18 protein-coding genes are annotated in these 18,711 nt (G+C 70.9%); 4 read left to right on the top strand and 14 right to left on the bottom strand.

Annotation, left to right across the window (positions count from 1 at the left end):
* The first annotated feature begins 1 nt into the window (after position 1).
* Positions 2-1,288 (top strand): nucleotide disphospho-sugar-binding domain-containing protein, encoded by a 1,287-nt coding sequence (locus tag FLP23_RS07260; protein ID WP_149325240.1) that lies wholly within the window; start codon positions 2-4, stop codon positions 1,286-1,288.
* 15 nt (positions 1,289-1,303) lie between these two features.
* On the opposite strand, the gene leuA is transcribed toward FLP23_RS07260, so the two are convergent.
* A complete protein-coding gene (gene leuA / locus FLP23_RS07255; protein ID WP_149325239.1) occupies positions 1,304-3,064 on the bottom strand; it encodes a 2-isopropylmalate synthase in 1,761 nt (586 codons plus the stop codon).
* A 202-nt stretch (positions 3,065-3,266) separates the two neighbouring features.
* On the opposite strand from leuA, the gene FLP23_RS07250 reads away from it, so the two are divergent.
* Entirely contained in the window at positions 3,267-4,280 is a 1,014-nt protein-coding gene (locus FLP23_RS07250) for a hypothetical protein (RefSeq protein WP_149325238.1), read from the top strand.
* A 28-nt stretch (positions 4,281-4,308) separates the two neighbouring features.
* On the opposite strand, the gene FLP23_RS07245 is transcribed toward FLP23_RS07250, so the two are convergent.
* The 10 genes from FLP23_RS07245 to FLP23_RS07200 all read right to left on the bottom strand — a co-directional run bounded on the left by FLP23_RS07245 (position 4,309) and on the right by FLP23_RS07200 (position 13,777).
* Positions 4,309-5,721: an ABC transporter permease gene (locus FLP23_RS07245; RefSeq protein ID WP_149325237.1), complete on the bottom strand. Its 1,413-nt coding sequence runs from the start codon at positions 5,719-5,721 to the stop codon at positions 4,309-4,311.
* Positions 5,721-6,509, bottom strand: coding sequence for an ABC transporter ATP-binding protein (locus FLP23_RS07240; RefSeq protein WP_149325236.1), 789 nt, complete (start codon positions 6,507-6,509; stop codon positions 5,721-5,723). The genes FLP23_RS07245 and FLP23_RS07240 overlap by 1 nt, the downstream gene beginning before the upstream one ends.
* 80 nt (positions 6,510-6,589) lie before the next feature.
* A complete protein-coding gene (locus FLP23_RS07235) occupies positions 6,590-7,258 on the bottom strand; it encodes a response regulator (protein WP_149325235.1) in 669 nt (222 codons plus the stop codon).
* On the bottom strand, positions 7,255-8,532 hold the full coding sequence (locus FLP23_RS07230) for a sensor histidine kinase (protein WP_149325234.1): 1,278 nt from the start codon (positions 8,530-8,532) through the stop codon (positions 7,255-7,257). Before FLP23_RS07230 ends, FLP23_RS07235 begins: the two co-directional genes overlap by 4 nt.
* A gap of 115 nt (positions 8,533-8,647) precedes the next feature.
* Positions 8,648-9,430 carry a hypothetical protein gene (locus tag FLP23_RS07225; RefSeq protein ID WP_210413804.1) on the bottom strand — a complete coding sequence of 261 codons (783 nt, stop codon included), beginning with the start codon at positions 9,428-9,430 and terminating at the stop codon, positions 8,648-8,650.
* 239 nt (positions 9,431-9,669) lie between these two features.
* Complete coding sequence (gene era / locus FLP23_RS07220; protein WP_149325232.1) at positions 9,670-10,572, bottom strand: GTPase Era; 903 nt, start codon at positions 10,570-10,572, stop codon at positions 9,670-9,672.
* On the bottom strand, positions 10,569-11,897 hold the full coding sequence (locus FLP23_RS07215) for a hemolysin family protein (RefSeq protein WP_149325231.1): 1,329 nt from the start codon (positions 11,895-11,897) through the stop codon (positions 10,569-10,571). The genes era and FLP23_RS07215 overlap by 4 nt, the downstream gene beginning before the upstream one ends.
* A 6-nt stretch (positions 11,898-11,903) precedes the next feature.
* Positions 11,904-12,365, bottom strand: coding sequence for an rRNA maturation RNase YbeY (gene ybeY, locus FLP23_RS07210; RefSeq protein WP_149325230.1), 462 nt, complete (start codon positions 12,363-12,365; stop codon positions 11,904-11,906).
* Positions 12,366-12,369: 4 nt separating this feature from the next.
* Positions 12,370-13,437 (bottom strand): PhoH family protein, encoded by a 1,068-nt coding sequence (locus tag FLP23_RS07205; protein WP_425468239.1) that lies wholly within the window; start codon positions 13,435-13,437, stop codon positions 12,370-12,372.
* A complete protein-coding gene (locus FLP23_RS07200; RefSeq protein ID WP_149325228.1) occupies positions 13,430-13,777 on the bottom strand; it encodes an HIT domain-containing protein in 348 nt (115 codons plus the stop codon). Before FLP23_RS07200 ends, FLP23_RS07205 begins: the two co-directional genes overlap by 8 nt.
* Before the next feature lie 46 nt (positions 13,778-13,823).
* Between FLP23_RS07200 and FLP23_RS07195 the strand changes: the two genes are divergently transcribed.
* The gene (locus FLP23_RS07195) at positions 13,824-14,867 is read left to right on the top strand and encodes a VanZ family protein (protein WP_168200402.1); all 1,044 of its coding nucleotides are present in this window, start codon (positions 13,824-13,826) and stop codon (positions 14,865-14,867) included.
* Between the two features lie 69 nt (positions 14,868-14,936).
* Here FLP23_RS07195 and FLP23_RS07190 read toward each other — a convergent pair whose 3' ends face one another.
* From FLP23_RS07190 to hrcA, 3 genes are all read right to left on the bottom strand, one after another.
* On the bottom strand, positions 14,937-15,662 hold the full coding sequence (locus FLP23_RS07190; RefSeq protein ID WP_149325226.1) for a 16S rRNA (uracil(1498)-N(3))-methyltransferase: 726 nt from the start codon (positions 15,660-15,662) through the stop codon (positions 14,937-14,939).
* A 255-nt stretch (positions 15,663-15,917) separates the two neighbouring features.
* Positions 15,918-17,015, bottom strand: a complete 1,098-nt coding sequence (gene dnaJ / locus FLP23_RS07185) for a molecular chaperone DnaJ (protein WP_149325225.1) — start codon at positions 17,013-17,015, stop codon at positions 15,918-15,920.
* 13 nt (positions 17,016-17,028) lie between these two features.
* Complete coding sequence (gene hrcA / locus FLP23_RS07180) at positions 17,029-18,060, bottom strand: heat-inducible transcriptional repressor HrcA (RefSeq protein WP_149325224.1); 1,032 nt, start codon at positions 18,058-18,060, stop codon at positions 17,029-17,031.
* A gap of 185 nt (positions 18,061-18,245) precedes the next feature.
* Here hrcA and FLP23_RS07175 point away from each other — a divergent pair, with 185 nt between their 5' ends.
* Positions 18,246-18,656, top strand: a complete 411-nt coding sequence (locus FLP23_RS07175) for a DUF4870 domain-containing protein (protein WP_149325223.1) — start codon at positions 18,246-18,248, stop codon at positions 18,654-18,656.
* Positions 18,657-18,711 lie beyond the last annotated feature (55 nt).

Below are 18,711 nucleotides of genomic sequence, written 5' to 3'. Positions count from 1 at the left end.
CATGACCACCGTCCTCCTCGGCGCGATCCCCTTCGAGGGGCACGTCGCCCCCATGCTCGGCGTCGCCCGCCGGTTCACCGAACTCGACATCCGCGTCCGCTTCCTCACCGGCGCCGCCTTCGCCGACCGCGTGCGCGCCACCGGCGCCGAGTTCCTCCCCTTGCCCGCCGAAGCGGACCAGCTCGAGAGTGACGTCGTACGCGACATCGACGAGCGTCGCCTGAGCGGGACGGCGGCATTGCGCGAGAACCTCGACCGGGTGTTCATCCGGCCTGCGGCCGCCCAGTATCGGGCGCTGCTCGCCGCCATCGCCGAGGAGCCGGTCGACGCCGTGCTCACCGAGTCCGGGTTCTCCGGGAGTGCGGGGCTCCTCCACACCCCGGGACACCCCCCGGTCGTGGTCTGCGGGATCCTCCCCCTCGGAGTCGGCAGCCGCGACGTGGCGCCGTTCGGCCTCGGCCTCGCGCCCGACGCGAGCCCGCTCGGGCGCATCCGGAATCGCGTGCTCGCCTGGGCCATGCAGCACGTGCTGTTCCGCGAGAACCAGCGCAGCGCGGACGCGGCGATGCGCGAGATGACCGGACACGACATGGGCGGCTTCTTCCTCGACTGGCCGCGGTACGCCGACGCGATCGCCCAGTTCACGGTGCCGTCGTTCGAGTACCCGCGCAGCGACGGTCCCGCGAAGCTGCGATTCTTCGGCCCCGTCTCACGGCTCGCCCCCTCGGATCACGCCCGGCCATCGTGGTGGCACGACCTCGACGGCGGCACGCCCGTGGTGCACGTCACCCAGGGCACCGTCGCCAACGAGAACCTCGGCGAGCTCATCCGCCCCACCCTCGACGCCCTCGCCGAGGAGGACGTGCTGGTCGTGGTCAGCACGGGCGGCAAACCCGTCGCCGAGCTCGGCGAGCTGCCCGCCAACGCCCGCGCAGCCGAAATGCTCCCCTACGCCGAGCTCATGCCGCGCGTCGACGTCTTCGTCACCAACGGCGGCTACGGCGGCCTGCACTACGCGCTCGAGCGCGGTGTGCCGATCGTGGTGGCGGGCGACACCGAGGACAAGCCCGAGACCGCGGCACGGGTCGCGTGGGCGGGGGTCGGCGTGAACCTCCGGACCGGCACGCCCACCGCATCCGCCATCCGCGATGCCGTGCGGGAGGTGCTCGCCGACGACCGCTACGCGCGCGCGAGCGCCCGGATCGGCGCGGAGATCCAGGCGTCGAGCGGGGTCGACGGTCTCGCCGACCTCATCCGCTCGCTGAGTCCCCGCGCCACCCTCGCGTGAACGGACGTGACGCGCTCAGACGGCGGCGAGGGCCAGGTCGCCCGACTCGTGGCGCACCGCGCGGTTGACCGCCGACACGACCGCCTTGAGGGACGCCGTCGAGATGTCGGCGTCGATGCCCACGCCCCACAGTCGCTTGTCGCCCACCTGCAGCTCGACGTAGGCGGCCGCCTGCGCGTCGCCGGAGGCGCTGAGCGCGTGCTCGACGTAGTCGTAGAGCTTGATCTCGTGGCCCTGCGCCGCCAGGATGCCGAGGAACGCCGCGATGGGTCCGTTCCCCTCGCCGTGCACGTCCGAGACCTCCTCGCCCACGCGCCAGCGCAGGTCGAGGCTCACCACGCCCGTGAGCTCGCTCGCGGTGCGGGTCGAGAGCAGTTCGTAGCGGCCCCACTTGTCGGTCGGGTCGGCGGCCGGCAGGTACTCGTCCTGGAAGATCTCCCAGATCTGCTCGCTCGTGACCTCGCCGCCCTCGGCGTCCGTCTTCGCCTGCACGACGGCGCTGAACTCGATCTGCAGCTTGCGGGGCAGGTCGAGGGCGTGGTCGGTCTTGAGCAGGTAGGCGACCCCGCCCTTGCCCGACTGCGAGTTGACGCGCACGACGGCCTCGTAGCCGCGGCCCAGATCCTTCGGGTCGACCGGCAGGTAGGGCACCGCCCACTCGAGCTCGGTCACCGGGACGCCACGGCGCGCGGCCTCGGCCTCCATCGACTCGAAGCCCTTCTTGATGGCGTCCTGGTGGGAGCCCGAGAAGGCCGTGTACACGAGGTCGCCCGCCCACGGGCTGCGCTCGTGCACCTTCAGCTGGTTGCAGTACTCGGCGGTCACCCGGATCGCGTCGAGGTCGGAGAAGTCGATCTGCGGATCGATGCCCTGGGTGAACAGGTTGATGCCGAGCGCGACGAGGTCGACGTTGCCGGTGCGCTCCCCGTTGCCGAACAGGCATCCCTCGATGCGGTCGGCGCCGGCCTGGTAGCCGAGCTCCGCCGCCGCGATCGCGGTGCCGCGGTCGTTGTGGGGGTGCAGGCTCAGGATGACGTTCTCGCGGTGGGCGAGGTGGCGGCTCATCCACTCGATCGAGTCGGCGTAGACGTTCGGGGTGGCCATCTCGACGGTCGAGGGCAGGTTGATGATGACCTTGCGCTCGGGGGTCGGCTCGAACACCTCGATCACCTGGTTGCAGACCTCCACCGCGAACTCGAGCTCGGTGCCGGTGTAGCTCTCCGGCGAGTACTCGTAGAAGACGTTGGTTCCGGGCACGGTCGCCTCGAGCTCGCGGCACTTCCGCGCGCCGTGCAGGGCGATGTCGATGACCCCCTGCCGGTCGGTGCGGAACACGACGTCGCGCTGCAGCACGCTCGTCGAGTTGTAGAGGTGCACGATCACGTTCTTGGCGCCGCGGATCGACTCGTAGGTGCGCTCGATGAGGTGGTCGCGCGCCTGGGTGAGCACCTGGATGGTGACGTCGTCCGGGATGAGGCCTTCCTCGATGAGCTGCCGCACGAAGTCGAAGTCGGTCTGGCTCGCCGAGGGGAAGCCCACCTCGATCTGCTTGTAGCCCATCCGCACCAGCAGGTCGAACATGATGCGCTTGCGTTCGGGGCTCATCGGGTCGATGAGGGCCTGGTTGCCGTCACGGAGGTCGACGGCGCACCACAGGGGCGCCTTCTCGATGCGCGTGTCGGGCCAGGTGCGATCCGGCAGCTCGACGCGGAACTGCTCGTGGTACGGGCGATACCGGTGGATCGGCATCGAGGAGGGGGTCTGGGTGTTCTTCATGCTTCTTTTCTTCCTAGTCGTGTGCGGCCGACAACGGACTCCGCGACGGGGAAGGCCTGAGAACTAGGACCCGTCGCGGCGGCTAAGAAGGAGAAGGCCGAAACGCACCCGTTCAGGGTAGCACCGCCCGCTCGGGGGATGCGAAGCGGGCGATCCCTGCCGCTACAGTGTGCTCACCGATGGAAGCTGAGGGGAGTTCTGGATGAGGCGCACGGTGCTCCTGATCGCGATCGTCGTCACCGTCGCCCTCACCGGCTGCACCACCGTCTACATCCCGCTGCCCCCGCGCCAGGTCGTCACCCCGGAACCTGTCGAGGCGGCTCCCGAGTCCCGCGCGACCCCCGGAATCGCCGACTGCCTCGACGAGATGAACGGGCTCGACTCCGACTGGACCTCGCTCGTGCCCTGCACGGCGCCCCACCTCTACGACGTGGTCGGCATCGGCGAATGGCCCGGGATGGCGGAGGCGATCGCGCAGAGCGATCCCGGCACCGTGTTCTCGACGATCGTCGCCGCCGACTCGGGCGAGCTCGTGGACCGCTACTTCAGCTGGGCGGACGACTTCTGCTCGACGGCGCTCCGCGAGGCCGTCGGATGGTCGGGCCCCGAGATCGGCAACAGCTTCAACGCCCTCTGGGTGATGCCCGTCGGCCCGTGGGCCGTCGACCGCTCGCTGGCCTCCCGCGCCGCCTTCGTGGCGGGCGAGCATCGCACCCTCTGCTCGCTCGGGTGGCTGGAGTCGACCCGGGAGCCCGCCGAGCTCACCGTGCGAGATGTCTTCTCCCCCGACTACCCGGTCGAGATGCGGGACTGCTGGATCTACGGCGACGACGACACGATCGAGTTCTCCTGGTGCGACGAGCCGCACACCGACCAGACGATCCTCAGCTTCGACGCCCGGGCGGCGTTCGGCATCGACTTCGTGAAGCCGATGGATCAGCTGAGCGACGCCGACTGGCAGACGGCGTCCGGGGTGTGCGACGGCCTCGTCTCGGAGGTGGCGCTCGGATTCGATCGGAGCACCATGTACGCCTGGGCGAGCATCTTCGACGACTCGCCGGAGTGGGAGGCGCTCGACCGCTATCCCCCGATCGACGGCGCACGCTACTTCATGTCGTGCCTGGTGTCACGCAACGACAACGGCCTCATGCGGGGCGACGTGATGACCGGCGCGGTCGACCTGCTCGGCGGGGCGCCCGGGCGCGAGAGCGCCTGAGCCTCCGCTTCCGGGCACGTCCCTCGGATCAGTCGACGGCGAGCGCCGCCACAGGTGCGAGCCGAGCGGCCCGGCGGGCGGGCGCGACGGTGGCCACGATCGTCAGCACGGCGGCGGCGACCACGACCGCGCCGATCGTCGCCCACGGCACCCCGGGGGCGACGATCCCCGGCATGCCCTGCGCCGAGCCGAGCAGCGACTGCGCACCCGCCCAGCCGTAGAAGGTGCCGAGCAGCAGCCCCACCACGACCGCGGTGGCGGTGAGCTGCACGCTCTCGGCGAGCACCATCCGGCGCAGCTGGCTCCTCGAGAACCCGAGCGCCCGCAGCAGCCCCAGCTCGCGGGTGCGCTGCAGCACGCTCAGCGACAGGGCGTTCACGAGGCCGACCGCGGCGATGAGGGCGCTCACCCCCACGAGGATCGAGAACACGGCGGTGAGCGCGTCGAGCAGCGCATCCATGCCCTGGTACACCTCCGGCTGCGCCTCCTGCGCCTGCGCGATGAGCGTGCGGAAGCTCGCGATCGCCACCCCGAACATCGTGACGAGGGTCACCCCGATCACGACGCCGATCGTGGTGCGGGATGCCCGCTCCGGGTAGCGCACGGCGTTCGCGGCCGCGAGGCGGGCCGACGGGGAGCGACCCAGGATGCGCCCCACGAGGCGCAGCGCGGGCGGCATGAACAGGTGGGCACCGGACACGACCCCCGAGAACGACAGCACGCCGCCGACGAGCCCGATGAGCACACCGAGCGGGTTCACGAGGCCCACCAGCATGCCGAGCACCAGCAGGCCGGAGCCGATCACGATGAGCGCGATCGCCACCGCATTGCGGGCAGGGCGCGCCCGGACCGCCTCGTGCGACAGCGGTTGCGAGCCGCCGATCGCCTGCAGGGGCGTGACGCTCAGCACCCGCCGCGACCCGATCCACGAGGCGAGCCAGGTGGTCAGCACGACGACCACGACCGGCACGAGCAGCATCGGACGGAACCAGTCGTGCGCGACATCCGGAAGCCATCCCAGCGCGACCCCCGTCCGCTCCAGCCCGAGCGCGATCGCCGTGCCGACGACCGCGCCGGCCGCCGATCCCAGCGCGCCCACCACCAGCCCCTCACGGGCCACCGCGCGGCGCTGCGCCCGCGCACTCGCGCCCACGAGCCGCAGCAGGGCGATGAGTCGCGCGCGACCGGCCACGATCGTCGCGAAGGTGTTGGCCGTAACGATCGAGCCGACGTAGACCGCGATCACCAGGAACACGACGGCGATGATCCCGAGGATCGCCGTGACGGTCGCGCTCGCGCCCAGCACGTCGTCGGCGCGGATCACGTCGGTGAGCGCACCCGTCACCTGCAGCAGGGCGACGCCGAACGCGGCGGAGAGCCCCGCCACGAGGATCGAGGAACCGTGCTCGCGCAGGCCCGTCGAGGTCGACACGGCGGCCATCAGGCGGCCTGGTCCATCGCGAGCATGTAGTTCGCGATCTCGGCGGCCGACATCCCGGAGCGGTCGTCCACGAGACGGCCGTCGGCGAGGAACAAGACCCGGTCGGCGAAGCTCGCCGCCACCGGGTCGTGGGTGACCATGGCGATCGACTGGCCGTAGCCGCGGGCCGCCGACTGCAGCACCTGAAGCACCTCGCGGCCCGTGCGGGAGTCGAGGTTGCCGGTGGGCTCGTCGGCGAACACCAGCTCGGGTCGGGTCACGAGGGCCCGCGCGATGGCGACGCGCTGCTGCTGGCCGCCGGAGAGCTCGTGCGGACGGTGGCTCAGGCGGGAGTCGAGGCCGAGCACCGTCTCGAGCTCGTCGATCCAGGCGCGCTCCTGCGGGCTCGGGGTGCGACCGTCGAGCTCGAACGGCAGCAGCAGGTTGCCTTCGACATCGAGCGTGGGCACGAGGTTGAACGCCTGGAAGACGAAGCCGACGCGGCGACGGCGCAGCAGCGTCAGCTGGTCGTCGCCGAGCGAGCCGATCTCGCTGTCGCCGAGCCAGACCCGGCCCGCAGTGGGCGAGTCGAGGCCGGCCATGATGTGCATGAGCGTCGACTTGCCGGAGCCCGACGGCCCCATGACCGCGGTGAACTCCCCGCGGCGGATGCCGAGGGTCACCTCCCGCAGGGCGTCGACCCGGGAGAGGTGGGCGCCGTAGCTCTTCGTGAGGTTCTCGACGCGGGCGACGAGGCTCGCGGCGGCGGGATTGCCGGTGACGGTGGGGATGCTGGTGGTGAGGTCCATGCTTCGACGCTAGGAACCACCGCGGGTGGCGCACATCCCGCGCCAGGCCCATCCGCATCCCCCGCACGGATGATGGCCGGTCAGTCGAGCAGGCGGTGCTCGAAGGCGTAGACGACGAGCTGCACGCGGTCCCGCAGCCCCAGTTTCGCGAGGATGCGCGAGATGTGGGTCTTCACGGTGGCCTCCGAGACGAACTCGCTGCGCGCGATCTCCGAGTTGCTCAGGCCGCGGCCCGCCAGCAGGAAGATGTCGCGTTCCCGGGCGGTGAGCGCCCCGAACTCCGGCGGCTCGCTCACGGATGCACCACGCGAGTCGAAGTGCTCGAACAGCTCGCGCGTCGCCGAGGGCGCGATCACCGCGGTCCCCGCGTGCACCGTGCGGATCGCGGCGAGCAGGAACTCGGGGTCGGAGTCCTTCAGCAGGAACCCGCTCGCCCCCGCCCGGATGGCGCGCGTGGCCGCCTCGTCCAGGTCGAAGGTGGTGAGCACGATCACCCGCGGACTCTCGCGGCCCGCCGCGTCGGCGGCGGAGAGGATGCGTTCGGTCGACTCGATGCCGTCCATGACAGGCATCCGGATGTCCATGAGCACGACGTCGGGCTGCACCCGCGCCGCGAGCGCCACCCCCTCGAGACCGTCACCCGCCTCGCCCGCGAACTCCAGGTCCGCCTGCGAGCTCACGAGCATCCGGATGCCGGTGCGGAACAGCGCCTGGTCGTCGACGAGCGCGACGCGGATCGGGGAGGTCATCGGGCGGGCTCCGGGTTCGCGGTCGGGAACGGCGGCGGTTCGAGGGTGGTCGCCTGCGCGACGGGGAGCCACGCGGTCACGATGAAGCGTCCGGATTCGGTGCGCGTCCGGAGCCAGCCCCCCGTGAGGGCGGCGCGCTCGGTCATGCCCGCGATGCCGTGGCCCTCGTGGGCCGCGGACGCGAGGTGGATGACGCCCGTGCGGGGCTTCAACTCGGGCAGCGCGCTCTGGATGCCGATCTCGAGGCCGTAGCGCGTCCAGTCGAAGCGCACGAGCACGTCCTTCGCCGTGTCGGCGTGGCGCAGCGCGTTGGTGAGCGACTCCTGCACGATGCGGTACACCGCGAGCTGCTGGGCTGCACCGAGCGCCAGCGGGGTGCCCGTGGTCTCCTCCACGAGGCTGAGGCCCGACTGCCGGACCTGGCCGTACAGGCGGTCGAGGTCGACGAGGGTCGGCTGCGGGCCGTCCTCCTGGGGGAAGCGCAGCTGGGCGAGCAGCACGCGCACGTCGGCGAGCGCCTCGCGTGCGGTCGTCGCGATCGCCCGCAGCGCCTCGCGGGTGGCGTCCGGATCGGTCTCGGCGACGTAGCGCGCCCCATCGGCCTGAGCGACCACCACGGCGAGCGAATGCGCCACCACGTCGTGCATGTCGCGCGCGATCCGCGTGCGCTCCTGCTCGGCGGCGATCTCGAGCTCGGCGGCGATCGTCGCCTCCCGGCTCGCGCGCGCGCGGATGCGGGTGCGCACGAGTTGCCCGATCGTCCAGGCGAGCAGGAAGGAGAAGGCGAACGCGACGAACCAGCCGACCGCGCGCCCGGCGAGCTCGGGCACATAGCTCGCGCAATAGGCGTACTGGAACTGCAGACAGAAGCTGAGATCCCCGAAGCCCTGCGTGAAGAGCACGTAGAAGGTGATCGTCACGGGTGCGACGAGGGCGGAGGCGAGGGCGAGCCAGCGCACGAGCGAGGTGCCGTAGGCCGCGGCCGCGTAGACCACCGCGAAGGTCGCGAGGTTGGCGGGATTCGGCACGACACCTGCGAGCATCTGCGTCACGGCGGTGATCCACGCCACGCCGAGGGCGAGACCCGGTGCGAGGCGGCGCAGCGCGAGGGCACCCGACATCCCGATCAGCACGATCGCCTGCCAGAGCCCGCTGTCGGAGATCCCGCCGTAGCTCACGCGGACCCCGTAGATCATGACGACGCTCAACCCGAGGAACGCGACGGCGACGATGATGTCGACGACGAGCTGGGTCGTCGTGAGCCGCCGGAACATGCCCCTCACGGTACGCGCCCCCAGCCTCCGCCCCGCCCCCACGCCCCCGAAATCATCCCCCAGATGTATCCCGCGAGATGTCATCTGTTGCAGGTTTCGGCGCCGGATTCTGCAACTACTGACGCCTCGCGCGAAGGATGCGGACGGCGATGGCGCGGAAATCGGCGAGATGCTCCTTGGTCACGCGGACGAACGACCACTCGGGCGAGAGCTCCTCGAATCGCGTGATGTCACCGACATAGGTGCCTCGGTCGGACTGATGCTGGACGCCCTCGTATTCGGCGACCACCCGCCACCGCCGCCACACGAGGTCGCCGTAGCGTTCAGGCTCGCCCGGCCGGGAGATGAGGGCGTTGACCTCCGGCTCGGGCAGGCCCGCCCGCACCACCCCGCGCCTCAACGTCGTCTCCTTCGCCGACGCAGACCCCTCTCTGCTCAGTGCGAACGCAGCCCGCAACTTGCGCACCCCGCGCTGACCACCGTGCTTCGCGAGCATGTAGAGGAGCTCGGGTTCACTGACCAGCCGTCCGGAGCGCTGACGAAGCGAGTCGAGCACCACGACCAGAGCCTCGATGCTCAACGCCGGGGCCAGCATCCGCGCCGCCTCAAGCGGTACCGCAACCGGGAGGCCGTCCAACCAGGTCCACGCGGCGCGATCGGGATCGACGTGGTGGCCGACCACACCCGGGATGCGCGGCGCCCGCGCGGTGTCGGTGACCGACACGTGGATGGGCTCGCCGAGCTGGAACCGCGACGGAAGCCAGAATCCGTGCAGCCGCGCCGCCGTGAGATGGCTGAAGTACTGGTCTTCGGCCATGCGCTCGACGTACGCGCGACACAGCGACTCAAGATCTCGCTCGCCATCCGCGGGCGCGCGAACCCCGCGGAACGGCGTCACGAGACCCTTTCGCCTCAGACGACTGACGGCTACCCCCTCGACGGCGGCTTCACGCACGCTGAATGCGCGTCCCACGAGCGACTCCGGTAGCGGTTCCATGCCGGAACCTTTGCGCGAAGCACCCCGCGCACGCCCCGATCCGCCTCACATCTGTGAATGCTCTCCCCATCCACAGCTGCCGAGATGTCAGAAGCTGCAGGATTCGGGCGCGAAAAGTGCAATAAGTGACACCTCGCGGGCTAGAAGCCGAGGCGGGAGAGGTGCTTGGGATCGCGCTGCCAGTTGGGGGCGACCTTGACGCGCAGGTTCAGGTAGACCTGGCTGCCGACCAGGGGCTCGATGCCGGCGCGGGCACGGGCGCCCACCTCCTGCAGGCGGGCGCCGCCCTTGCCGATGATGATGCCCTTCTGGCTGTCGCGCTCCACCCACAGGTTCGCGTACACCTCGACGAGCTCCTTGTCGTCGCGCTCCACGATGTCGTCGATCGTCACCGCGAGCGAGTGCGGCAGCTCGTCGGAGACCCCCTCGAGCGCCGCCTCGCGGATGAGCTCGGCGATGCGGTGCTCGAGCGTCTCGTCGGTGACGGCGTCGTCCGGATACAGCGGCGGCGACTCCGGCAGCAGCCCGATGAGCTGGGTGAGCAGGGTGTCGAGCTGGATGCGGCTCGTCGCCGACACCGGCACGATCGCCTCCCAGTCGCGCAGCTCGCTGATCGCGAGCAGCTGCTCGGCCACCGCGGGCCGCGGCACGGCGTCGATCTTGGTCACGATCGCCACCTTCTTCGCCCGCGGGAACCGGTCGAGCTGCTCGTTGATGAAGCGATCGCCCGGGCCGATCTTCTCGTCGGCCGGCAGGCAGAAGCCGATCACGTCCACGTCGCCCAGGATCGAGGTGACCACGGCGTTGAGCCGCTCGCCCAGCAGGGTGCGGGGCCGGTGGATGCCGGGGGTGTCGACGATCACGAGCTGCCCGCCGCCCGTGTGCACGATGCCGCGGATGGCGGATCGCGTGGTCTGCGGCTTGGGCGAGGTGATCGCCACCTTCTCGCCGACGAGCGCGTTGGTGAGCGTCGACTTGCCCACGTTCGGGCGCCCCACGAAGGTGGCGAAGCCCGCGCGGAATCCGGGTGCGGTCTCGGTCATCGCTTCTTCTCCTCCACCTTGGTCGTCTCGGTGCCCGCGTCGGCCGCGAAGGCGTCCTCCGCCTCGAGGAGGGCGGCGTCCCGCTCGACGATGACGGTCGTGAGGTGCTTGCGTCGCCCCTCCGTGCGCTCGGCGGTGAGGACGAGCCCCGACACCGTGGCGGTCGATCCCGGAACCGGGAGGCGCCCGAGCCCCTTCGTGAGCAGCCCGCCCACCGAGTCCACGTCGTCGTCGTCGAGTTCGAGCCCGAACAGGTCGCCCAGTTCGTCGACCGCGAGTCGGGCGCTCACCCGGTACACGCCGTCGGCCACCTGCTCGATCTCGTCGAGGTCGCGGTCGTACTCGTCCGAGATGTCGCCCACGAGCTCCTCGATGAGGTCCTCGAGGGTGACGAGTCCCGCGATGCCGCCGTACTCGTCCACGACCATCGCGAGGTGCGCCCGGTCGAGCTGCATCTGCCGCAGGGTGTCGTCGGCCTTCTTCGACTCCGGGATGAACACCGCGGGACGCGCGAGCTCGCTCACCGCGATGGATGCGGCATCGAGCGGCTGCTCGTGGCTGATGCGCGCCACATCCCGCAGGTAAAGCACGCCGAGCACCTCGTCGGCGTCCTTGCCGATCACCGGGATGCGCGAGACGCCGGTGCGGAAGAACTGGCCGAGGGCCGCGCCGATGGATGCGTCCGCGTCGATCGTGACCATGTCGGTGCGCGGGACCATCACCTCGCGCACCACGGTGTCGCCCCACTCGAAGATCGAATGGATGAGCTCGCGGTCGTCCTCCTCGAGCACCTCGAGCTCGGTGGCCTCATCGACCATCGACAGCAGCTGCTCCTCGCTCGAGAAGGTCACCGCGGTCTTGGGGCGCCCCGGGGTGACCCGGTTGCCGAGCGCGACGAGGGCATCCGCGACCGGCCCCAGGATGACCCGCACCGCCCGCACGATGAGCGCCGAGAACGACACGACCCCCTTCGCGTGCGCGCGCCCGACGCTGCGCGGGCTCGAGCCGACGAGCACGAAGGAGGTGCCCGTCATGACGATGGCGCTCGCCAGCAGCACCCACCACCACTGTTCGAGCACCTCGGCGAAGGTGAGCGTCACGAGCACCGCCGCGAACGACTCCGACACGACGCGCATGAAGTTGACCGCGTTGACGTGCGCGCCGATGTCGGCCGAGATCGCGAGCAGCGACTTCCGTGCGCGGTGATGTGCCGCGAGATCCACGAGATCGGTGCGCGACAGCACCGAGAGGGCCGCGTCGACCGCCGCGAGCAGGCCGCCGAAGGCGACCGCGAGCACGGCGGCGGCGATGAACAGCCCGATCACCGTCGCCTACCGTCGTCGCTGGGAGTGGGCGTACCCGACCAGGATGTCGCGCTGCAGCCCGAACATCTCCTTCTCCTCATCGGGTTCGGCGTGGTCGAAGCCGAGCAGGTGCAGGAGTCCGTGCGCGGTCAGCAGTTGCAGCTCGTCCTGGGTGGAGTGCCCGGCGGACCTCGCCTGCTCGATCGCCACCTGCGGGCACAGCACGATGTCGCCGAGCAGCCCCGCGGGGGTGATCTCGTCGTCGGTTCCGGGGCGCAGCTCGTCCATCGGGAAGCTCAGCACGTCGGTCGGGCCCGGCTCGTCCATCCACTGCACGTGCAGCTGCTCCATGGCGGCCTCGTCGACGAGCACGATCGCGAGGTCGGCATCCGGATGCACGTGCAGGAAGTCGAGCGCGTAGCTGGCGAGCCGCTGCAGCGCCGCCTCGTCGACCGCGACGCCGGACTCGTTGTTGATCTCGATCGACACCCGGTTATCTCCTGCCGTTGCCCTTGTTCATGCCTTTGCGCCGCTCCGCCCGGTTGGCGAACTCGACCGCCTCCCGCCGCTCGTGGGCGCGCGCCTGCTTCTCGGCGTCGTACTTCGTGTAGGCGTCGACGATGCGGCCGACGAGCGAGTGGCGCACGACGTCGTCGCTCGTGAGGCGGGAGAAGTGGATGTCGTCGAGGCCGTCGAGGACGCGCGTCACGAGCTGGAGGCCCGAGGCGCCCGCCGGGAGGTCGATCTGGGTCACGTCGCCCGTGACGACCATCTTCGTGCCGAAGCCGAGGCGGGTGAGGAACATCTTCATCTGCTCGGGCGTGGTGTTCTGGGCCTCGTCGAGCACGACGAAGGAGTTGTTGAGGGTGCGACCGCGCATGTAGGCGAGCGGGGCGACCTCGACCGTGCCCGCCGCGAGCAGCTTCGGCACGAGCTCGGGGTCCATCATCTCGTTGAGCGCGTCGTAGAGCGGGCGCAGATACGGGTCGATCTTGTCGGTGAGGGTTCCCGGCAGGAAACCCAGCCGCTCGCCCGCCTCGATCGCCGGGCGGCTCAGGATGATGCGGTCGACCTCTTTGCGCTGCAGCGCCTGCACGGCCTTCGCCATCGCGAGGTAGGTCTTGCCGGTGCCGGCCGGGCCGATGCCGAAGGTGATGGTGTTCTCGTCGATCGCGTCGACGTAGGCCTTCTGGCCCAGCGTCTTGGGTCGGATCGCCTTGCCGCGCGCGGTGAGGATCGCCTGGCTGAGCACCTCGGCGGGCGCTCCCCCGCGGTCGAGGATGCGGCGCGAGGTGGTGACCTCCCCGGGCCCCAGGTCGACGCCCTTCTTGACGAGTTCCACGAGCTCCGCCACCAGCCGACCCGCGGCGTGCACCTGCTCGGCGGGACCCTCCAGGGTCACCTGGTTGCCGCGGACGAGCACCACGACATCCGGATACTGGTGCTCGATCGTGGTGAGCAGCCGGTCCTGCGGGCCGAGCAGCCGCACCATGGCGACCCCGTCGACCTCGAACGCGACGTGCTCGTGCGCGGCGCCTTCGCGGGGTGTGCCGTCAGCCAAGGGTGCCTTCCGTGAGGCCGCCCGCGAGCACATGCGCGTGCACGTGGAAGACGGTCTGGCCGGCGCCCTCGCCGCTGTTGAAGATGAGGCGGAAGTCCCCGTCGGCGTGCTCGGCGGCGAGCCGCTTCGCGACGGCGATGATGTGGGCCAGCAGCGCCGGATCGGCGTCGGCGAGCGCCGCGACATCCGGGTAGGCGGCCGTGCGCGGCACGACGAGCAGGTGCACGGGCGCCTGGGGGGCGATGTCGCGGAACGCGACGACCGCGTCGTCCTCGTAGACGATGTCGGCGGGGATCTCGCGCGCGATGATGCGCTCGAAGATCGTGGGGGCGTCCGGCATGCCCCCATTCTACGGAGGCTCCCCGCCTCCCTGCTTGAATACCCGCATGGACCGCGTCCTCCCCGGCCTCGTCGCGCTCGCGATCGGTGCGGTTGCCGCGGTCGTGCTGCTCATCCCCTTCGTCGCGGTCAGCTACCGCCGCCGCGGGGGTCTCACCCCGGGGCGGACGCTCGCCTGGCTCGCGCTGCTGCTGTGGATCCTCGGCGTGCAGGCCTACACGCTGCTGCCGATCCCGAGCGGCGACATCGTCTGCGCGGGGATCGAGCTCGATCCCCTGCAGGCGGTGCGCGACGTGTTCGATCCCGTGAACCGCGGGGGCGGACCGCTGCGCAATACGGCGCTGCAGCAGCTCGTGCTCAACGTGCTGCTGTTCGTGCCGTGGGGCGTGCTCGTGCGCGCGCTGTGGCGGCGCGGGTTCGTCGTCGCGACGGCGAGCGGGCTGGGGATCTCGCTGCTCATCGAGACCACGCAGCTGACCGGGGTGTGGGGCGCGTTCCCGTGCGCCTACCGGCTGTTCGACACCGCCGACCTGGCGACCAACACTCTCGGCGCCCTGCTCGGCTCGCTCGTGGCGCTGCCGTTCCTGCGGCGTCGCGCGGCGGCGGTCCCCCGCCTGTCGGGCGAGGTGACGCTCGGGCGGCGCCTCATCGGCATGCTGTGCGACGTGCTCGCCGTGCTGCTCACGACGGTGGCGATCGCGATCGTGGGCAACGCGGTGCAGCTGTATCTCGTCCAGGTGCGCCCGGGCGAGCTCGACGGCGCGCTCTCGAGCGAGGCGGGTGCCGTCGCCGCGCTCGTGCTCAGTTGGCTCGTGGTGCTGTTCTCGGGGTCGACGCTCGGCGAGGCCGCCGTGTGGGTGCAGGGCGTCGACGGGCGACGGCCGCACGTGCTGTGGCGCACGGTGCGGTTCGCGTTCGGGATCGGCGGATTCCAGGCGCTGCTGCTCGTGCCCGCGTGGGGGGCGCTGCTCGCCCTCGGGTTCGCGCTCGTCACGGTGCTCGTGGCGTGGCGCTCACGCGGGCATCGGGGCCTCGCCCTGCTCGTCGCGGGGATGCGGCTGCGCATCCTCACCGCCCGGGACGAGCCCTGAGCATCCGAGAATCGTGCGAACGGGCCGCCACCCAGGGTGGATCGACCGACTCGCACGGACCTCGGGGCGCTACCAGCGACCGAGGCGCGTGTGGATCGCGGCGAGGGCGGCGGGGCCCGCCGTGGAGGTGCGCAGCACCTCGGTGCCGAGGCGGGCGAGACGCGCGCCGGCATCCGCGAGCCGCTCCAGCTCGCGCGGGGCGATGCCGCCCTCGGGGCCGACCACGAGCGTGATGCGCTCCGCGGATGCCAGCTCGAGTGCCGTGAGCGGGATCCCGGCGCTCGGCTCGAGCACCACGACGAGCCCCGGCAACGCCGCGAGCTGCGCCGTCGTGGCGAGCGGGGCGACCTCGGGAACCCGGGAGCGGATGGCCTGCTTGCTGGCCTCGCGCACGATCGTGCGCCAGCGTTCCTCGCCGCGGGCGACCTTGGCACCCTCCCAGCGCGTCACCGAGCGCTCCGCCGCCCACGGGATCACCCCCGCCACCCCCAGCTCGGTCGCCGCCTGGATGGCGAGCTCGTCGCGGTCGCCCTTCGCGAGCGCCTGCGCGAGCCACAGCTCGGGGTGCGGCTCCGGATCCCGCACCACCTCGTCGACCTCGACCGCGAGGATCCCCGCAGCCGCCCCCACGACGGCGCCGCGCACCAGGGTGCCGCGTCCGTCGCCGAGCGCGATCCGCTCACCCACCCGCACGCGCGCCACCTGCAGGGCGTGTCGCGCCTCGTCGCCCGTCACCTCGATGCGCGCGCCGGGGCGCGCGTCGCCGAGCTCGTCGGTCAGGTAGAGGCTCGCCACAGCTCCAGGGTGCCATGCGGCGGCGCCGCGCGCCGCCCGCATCCGTCCGCGCCCCCCGTCAGGGTCTCGAGCATCCCCCGTCACGGAGTCGAGCATCCCAAGTCACGGAGTTGAGCATCCCAAGTCACGGAGTCGGTGTGACGCGTGTGGCGCATGCTACGCGTGAGGCGGATCCGCACGTCGAGTTCCTTGATTTGGGATGCTCGACTCCTTGATATGGGAGGGCGGGCGAGCGACCGGAGCCGCGCACCAGGCTCAGCCCAGGAAGCGGTCGCGCAGCTTCGCGAACAGACCCTGCTGGAACTTCGAGAACTGCGGCTTCGCGGGCGGCCGCTTCGACGCGAACTGCTTGATGAGGTCGAGCTCGCTCGAGTTGAGTCGCACGGGCGTCTGCACATGGATGCCGACCTTGAGGTCGCCACGTCCGCCCCCGCGCAGCCGGGTGACGCCGCGCTCCTTCACCGTCACGATGTCGGCGCTCTGCGTGCCCGGCTTGATCTCGATCGACACCTCGCCATCGAGTGCCGTCAGGGTCACGGATGCGCCGAGCACGGCATCCGTCATCTGCACCTCGAGGGTGGCGAGCAGATCGTCGCCCGATCGGCTGAAGATGTCGTCGTGGCGCACCTTCACCTCGAGGTAGAGGTCGCCGTTGGGGCCGCCCGCGGGGCCCGCCTCGCCTTCGCCCGGCAGGTGCAGGCGCATGCCGGTGTCGACGCCGGCCGGCACATCCACCGCGATCTTGCGCTTGGCGCGCACGCGGCCCTGGCCGGCGCACGTGGGGCACGGGTTCGGGATGATGGTGCCGTAGCCGCGGCAGGTGCCGCACGGGCTCGAGGTCATGACGTTGCCGAGCAGCGAACGCACCGTGCGCTGGATCTCGCCCGAGCCGCGGCAGATGTCGCACGTCGTGATCGAGGTGCCCGGCGCACAGCACGAGCCCTTGCAGGCCTCGCACAGCACGGCGGTGTCGATCTCCAGCTCGCGCTTGGAGCCGAAGATGACGTCGTCGAGGTCGATCTCGATGCGCAGGAGCGCATCCTGGCCGCGTTCGGTGCGCGACCGCGGGCCGTTGGAGCGCCCGCCCGCCGCACCGAAGAAGCTGTCGAAGATGTCGCCGAAGCCGAAGTTGCCGCCGCCGAAACCGCCCGAGCCGCCGAGGTCGTAGCGTTCGCGCTGCTCGGGATCGCTCAGCACGTCGTAGGCGTGGGTGACCGACTTGAACCGCTCGGCCGCCTCCTCGGAGGGGTTCACGTCGGGATGCAGCTCACGCGCGAGCCTCCGGTACGCCTTCTTGATCTCCTCGGGCGTCGCGGAACGCTCCACCCCGAGGACCTCGTAGTGATCTGCCACAGCTTCTCTCTTGCTATCGGAGCTCGTCGTCGCCGAGCAGGCGAGACAGGTATCGGGCGACCGCGCGGACAGCCACCATGTTGCCGGAGTAGTCCATCCGCGTGGGGCCGAGCACGCCCAGCCGAGCCACGGTGCCCCCGGGTGCGGCGTAGCCGGTGGCGAGCACACTCGTCTCGCCCAGGCCGTAGTCGGCGTTCTCGCGGCCGATGCGCGCGGCGACGCCGTCGGCATCCAGGTCCATCTCGCCGAACAGCCGCAGGATCGTCACCTGCTCCTCGATCGCCTCGAGCACGGGGTAGATGGATCCCGAGAAGTCGCGTTCGGTGCGTGCCAGGTTCGCGGCGCCCGCCATCACGAGGCGATCCTGTCGCGTCGCCGCCACCTGCTCCGCGACGCTCGCGATGAGCGGTGCCGCGAGCGGACGGTCGTCGGGCTCGAGCGTGTCGGCCAGCTGCCGCAGGAGGATGGCGGCATCGGCGAGGGCGCTTCCGCCGAGCGAGGCGTTGAAGCGTTCGCGCAGCCGCGCGAGCAGCTCGGTGTCGTCGCCCGCGGCGCTCTCGACGGTGCGCTGGTCGACACGGCCGGTGTCGGTGATGAGCACCGTCATCACGCGGTGCGGCCCGAGACCCACGAGCTCGACGTGCCGCACCCGCGCGGTGCCGAACGAGGGGTACTGGGCCAGCGCGACCTGGTTGGTGAGCTGGGAGAGCAGCCGCACCGTGCGGCGCAGCACCTCGTCGAGGTCGGAACTCTCGCCGAGGAACGCCTCGATCGCGTTGCGCTGGGCGGAGCTGAGGGGTCGCAACTCGGTGAGCTGGTCCACGAAGACGCGGTACCCCTTGTCGGTGGGCACCCGCCCGGAGGAGGTGTGCGGGGCGGCGATGAGGCCGTCCTCCTCGAGCTGCGCCATGTCGTTGCGGATCGTCGCCGACGACACCCCGAAGGCGTGCCTGTCGACGATCGACTTCGATCCGACGGGCTCGCTCGTGGCGACGTAGTCCTGCACGATCACCCGCAGCACGGCGAGGCTCCGCTCCGAGACCATGAGCACCACCTTTCCGCGGGATCCGGATCGTTCCGAAGGACGGCCACGGCGCTGGCACTCCGGGTATGTGACTGCCAATAATACCGCGACACGGTTCGCCGCATCCGTTGCCGCGCGGAACCGCACGCGCTAACTTGTGCTTGCCGCTCCCCCCAGCGCTCGACGAAGAGAAAGGCACCACCACCATGACCGATCCCGCTCAGCCGGCGCCCGCGCCCCAGCCCGCCGCCCCGTTGACGGAGGCCGAAGACAAGCAGTGGGCCTCCTTCGCCCACCTCGGCGGCATCCTGGGCTTCCTGCCCTCGCTCATCATCTGGCTGGTCTTCAAGGACCGCGGCGCCAAGACCAACGTCGAGGCCAAGGAAGCCCTCAACTGGCAGATCACCTTCACGATCGGGATCGTGATCCTCTGGATCATCGTCGGCATCGTGAGCGGCGCCCTGCTCTTCACGGGCGCCTGGTTCGTGGGCAGCCTCCTCGGCTGGCTCCCGTTCCTGTGGTGGGTGCTCAACATCGTGCTCTCGATCCTGGGCTTCGTGAAGGTCAACGGCGGCGGAAGCTACCGCTACCCCTTCGCCGTGCGGCTCATCAAGTAGTCGAACTCTGCTGAACACGCGGTGCGCCGGGCCGTCGAGCCCGGCGCACTTGCTT

Source organism: Protaetiibacter larvae, assembly GCF_008365275.1.
GTDB classification, from domain to species: Bacteria; Actinomycetota; Actinomycetes; order Actinomycetales; family Microbacteriaceae; genus Homoserinibacter; species Homoserinibacter larvae.
This window is presented reverse-complemented; position numbering and strand designations above follow the sequence as displayed.

Bases quoted from the DNA above. Each gene is read 5' to 3' on its own strand.
- FLP23_RS07200 (WP_149325228.1), bottom strand. From the start codon at position 13,777: ATGCCGGACGCCCCCACGATCTTCGAGCGCATCATCGCGCGCGAGATC.
- era (WP_149325232.1), bottom strand. From the start codon at position 10,572: ATGACCGAGACCGCACCCGGATTCCGCGCGGGCTTCGCCACCTTCGTG.
- FLP23_RS07245 (WP_149325237.1), bottom strand. From the start codon at position 5,721: ATGGCCGCCGTGTCGACCTCGACGGGCCTGCGCGAGCACGGTTCCTCG.
- FLP23_RS07195 (WP_168200402.1), top strand. From the start codon at position 13,824: ATGGACCGCGTCCTCCCCGGCCTCGTCGCGCTCGCGATCGGTGCGGTT.
- hrcA (WP_149325224.1), bottom strand. From the start codon at position 18,060: ATGGTCTCGGAGCGGAGCCTCGCCGTGCTGCGGGTGATCGTGCAGGAC.
- FLP23_RS07230 (WP_149325234.1), bottom strand. From the start codon at position 8,532: ATGTTCCGGCGGCTCACGACGACCCAGCTCGTCGTCGACATCATCGTC.
- FLP23_RS07260 (WP_149325240.1), top strand. From the start codon at position 2: ATGACCACCGTCCTCCTCGGCGCGATCCCCTTCGAGGGGCACGTCGCC.
- FLP23_RS07235 (WP_149325235.1), bottom strand. From the start codon at position 7,258: ATGACCTCCCCGATCCGCGTCGCGCTCGTCGACGACCAGGCGCTGTTC.
- FLP23_RS07250 (WP_149325238.1), top strand. From the start codon at position 3,267: ATGAGGCGCACGGTGCTCCTGATCGCGATCGTCGTCACCGTCGCCCTC.
- FLP23_RS07175 (WP_149325223.1), top strand. From the start codon at position 18,246: ATGACCGATCCCGCTCAGCCGGCGCCCGCGCCCCAGCCCGCCGCCCCG.
- FLP23_RS07240 (WP_149325236.1), bottom strand. From the start codon at position 6,509: ATGGACCTCACCACCAGCATCCCCACCGTCACCGGCAATCCCGCCGCC.
- leuA (WP_149325239.1), bottom strand. From the start codon at position 3,064: ATGAAGAACACCCAGACCCCCTCCTCGATGCCGATCCACCGGTATCGC.